At 67.8% G+C, this 2,697-nt stretch carries 2 protein-coding genes; both read right to left on the bottom strand.

The features are described 5' to 3' along the window. Positions 1 to 72 precede the first annotated feature (72 nt). On the bottom strand, positions 73 to 2,061 hold the full coding sequence (flhA, locus tag ACKTTN_RS14485; RefSeq protein WP_407910617.1) for a flagellar biosynthesis protein FlhA: 1,989 nt from the start codon (positions 2,059 to 2,061) through the stop codon (positions 73 to 75). A gap of 74 nt (positions 2,062 to 2,135) precedes the next feature. After that, the coding region (locus ACKTTN_RS14480) for an EscU/YscU/HrcU family type III secretion system export apparatus switch protein (protein WP_407910616.1) at positions 2,136 to 2,697 on the bottom strand (562 nt) is incomplete at its 5' end.

Raw genomic sequence — 2,697 nt, 5'->3', positions numbered from 1 at the left:
GGCGGTGCCGCGTAAGCGGCATCGCCTCACCCGGCCCGCGCTAGACGCGCGGGCGTTCCGTCAGGCCTGCCGTCACCCGATCGAGCCGACCAGCCGTAGCCGCTTGTCTTCCGGCACCTCGCCGTAGGCGAGCACCGCGAGCTGCGGCACGCTGTGACGGACCAAGCGGGCGATCGACGTGCGGATCGGCGAGGGCACCAGCAGAACGGCAGGTTCGCCCTTGCTCTCCTGCCGCGTTACGCATTCGCTCAGGTTCTGGTGCAGACGCTCGGCAAGGCCGGGCTCCAGCGCCGCGCCCTGGCCGCTGACCGAGTCCTGCAGCATTCGCTCGAGCTGGGGCGCGAGCGTGAACACCGGCAGTTCGGCGTTGAGCCCGTTGAGTTCCTGGACGATGAAGCGGCCGAGTGCGGTGCGGACGACCGCCACCAGCTGCGCCGGATCCTGCGTCATCGCGCCGTGTTCCAGCAGCGCTTCGACGATCTGGCGCATCTGCCGCAGCGGCACCTTCTCCGACAGCAGCGACTGCAGCACGCGCACGATCGTCGACAGCGGCAGCAGCTTGGGCGTCAATTCCTCGACGAGCTTCGGCGATGCCTTGGCGACGTTCGACAGCAGCTGCTGCACTTCATCGTGGCCGAGCAGTTCGGACGCCTTTTCGCGCACGAGGTGCGAGAGATGCGTGGCGACCACGGTGGCCGGGTCGACCACCGTGTAGCCGAGTGATTCCGCATGCGCGCGCTGCGTGGGCGCGATCCACACGGCGTCGAGACCGAACGCCGGGTCGCGCGTCGGAATGCCCTCGACCGGGCCGAATACGCGGCCGGGATCCAGCGCCATTTCGCGATCGGGCTGCAGCTCGCCGGTCGCGACCGGCACGCCGTGCACCATCACGCGATACGCGTTCGGCGCGAGCTCGAGGTTGTCGCGCACGTGCACCGCGGGAATCAGGAAGCCGAGATCCTGCGTGAGCTTGCGACGCACGCCCTTCAGTCGCGCGAGCAGTTCGCCGCCCTGCGATTTATCGACCAGCGGAATCAACCGGTAGCCGACTTCCAGCGACAGCGGCTCGACCGGCCGCAGTTCATCCCACGTCAGTTCCGCGTTCGGCGACGGCACCGGCGCGGTCGTGATGCCGTTGTCTTCGACCGGCGCGACTTCCGCATCCTTGGCCTTCTTGTTGAGCCTCCACGCCGCATAGCCCATGCCCGCCGCGGCGAGCAGGAACGGAATGTTCGGCATGCCCGGCACGATGCCGACCAGGCCGAGGATTGCCGCGGACACGGTGAGGGCGCGATGGTGGCCGAAGATCTGCTTCTGGACCGTCGCGCCCATTTCCTGTTCGGTGGTCGCACGCGTGACGAGCATCGCGGTCGCGGTGGACACCAGCAGCGCCGGCAACTGCGCGACGAGGCCGTCGCCGATGGCCAGCAGCGAATACGTCGACGCCGCCTGGCCGAAGCCGAGCCCGTGCTGCAGCACGCCGATGAGCATGCCGCCGACCAGGTTGATGCCGAGGATCAGCAGGCCTGCGACCGCATCGCCGCGCACGAACTTGCCGGCACCGTCCATCGAGCCGTAGAAGTCGGCTTCGTTGCGCACGTCCTCGCGACGCGCCTTCGCTTCTTCGCGCGTGAGCAGGCCCGCGTTGAGGTCGGCGTCGATCGCCATCTGCTTGCCCGGCATCGCGTCCAGGATGAAGCGCGCCGACACTTCGGAGATGCGGCCCGCGCCCTTGGTCACCACCACGAAGTTGATGATGGTGAGGATCGCGAACACGACCAGGCCGACGGCGTAGCTGCCGCCGATGACGAACTGGCCGAACGATTCGATGACGTGGCCCGCGGCGGCTTCGCCTTCGTGGCCGTGCAGCAGCACCACGCGCGTGGATGCGACGTTCAGCGCGAGGCGCAACAACGTCACCATCAGCAGCACGCTGGGGAAGATCGAGAACTCGAGCGGACGCTTGACGTAGACCACCGCCAGCATCACCACCAGCGACAACGCGATGTTGATGGTGAAGAACGCGTCCAGCACGATCGGCGACAGCGGCACCGTCACCATCGCCAGCATGCCGAGCACGACAAGCGGCGCGCCCGCGCCACCCTTCAACGACTGCATTACGCCCATGGCGCGACTCATGCGTTATCTCCGGCCGGATCCGGCGCGCCTTCGGCGCCGACGTCCAGCTGCACCAGCTGCGGCATCGGCCCGCGCGCGGGGTGCCATTTGCGCAACTGGAAGATGTAGGTGAGCACCTGCGCCACCGCGGCGTAGAGCTTCACCGGAATTTCCTCGTCGACCTTGCACTGGCGATACAGCGCGCGCGCCAGCGGCGGCGCTTCCACCAGCGACACCTTGTGCGTCGATGCGAGTTCGCGGATGCGCAACGCCATCTCGTCCACGCCCTTGGCGACGACCTTGGGCGCGCGCATCGCGCCGGCTTCGTATTTCAGCGCGACGGCGTAGTGCGTCGGGTTGGTGATGATCACGTCCGCCGTCGGCACCGCATCCATCATTCGACGATTCGACATCTCGCGCGCGGCATGGCGCATGCGCGCCTTGACCTCGGGGTTGCCGTCCGATTCCTTGGCTTCGTCGCGCAGCTCCTGCTTGGTCATCTTGAGCTTCGCGCGCCACGCGAACTTCTGGTACGGCACATCGATCGCCGCGAGCAACGCCAGCGCGCCGACCAGCGCG

This window comes from Lysobacter claricitrinus (assembly GCF_045866565.1).
Classification (GTDB): domain Bacteria; phylum Pseudomonadota; class Gammaproteobacteria; order Xanthomonadales; family Xanthomonadaceae; genus Cognatilysobacter; species Cognatilysobacter claricitrinus.
This window is presented reverse-complemented; position numbering and strand designations above follow the sequence as displayed.

Bases quoted from the DNA above. Each gene is read 5' to 3' on its own strand.
- flhA (WP_407910617.1), bottom strand. From the start codon at position 2,061: ATGGTGACGGTGCCGCTGTCGCCGATCGTGCTGGACGCGTTCTTCACC.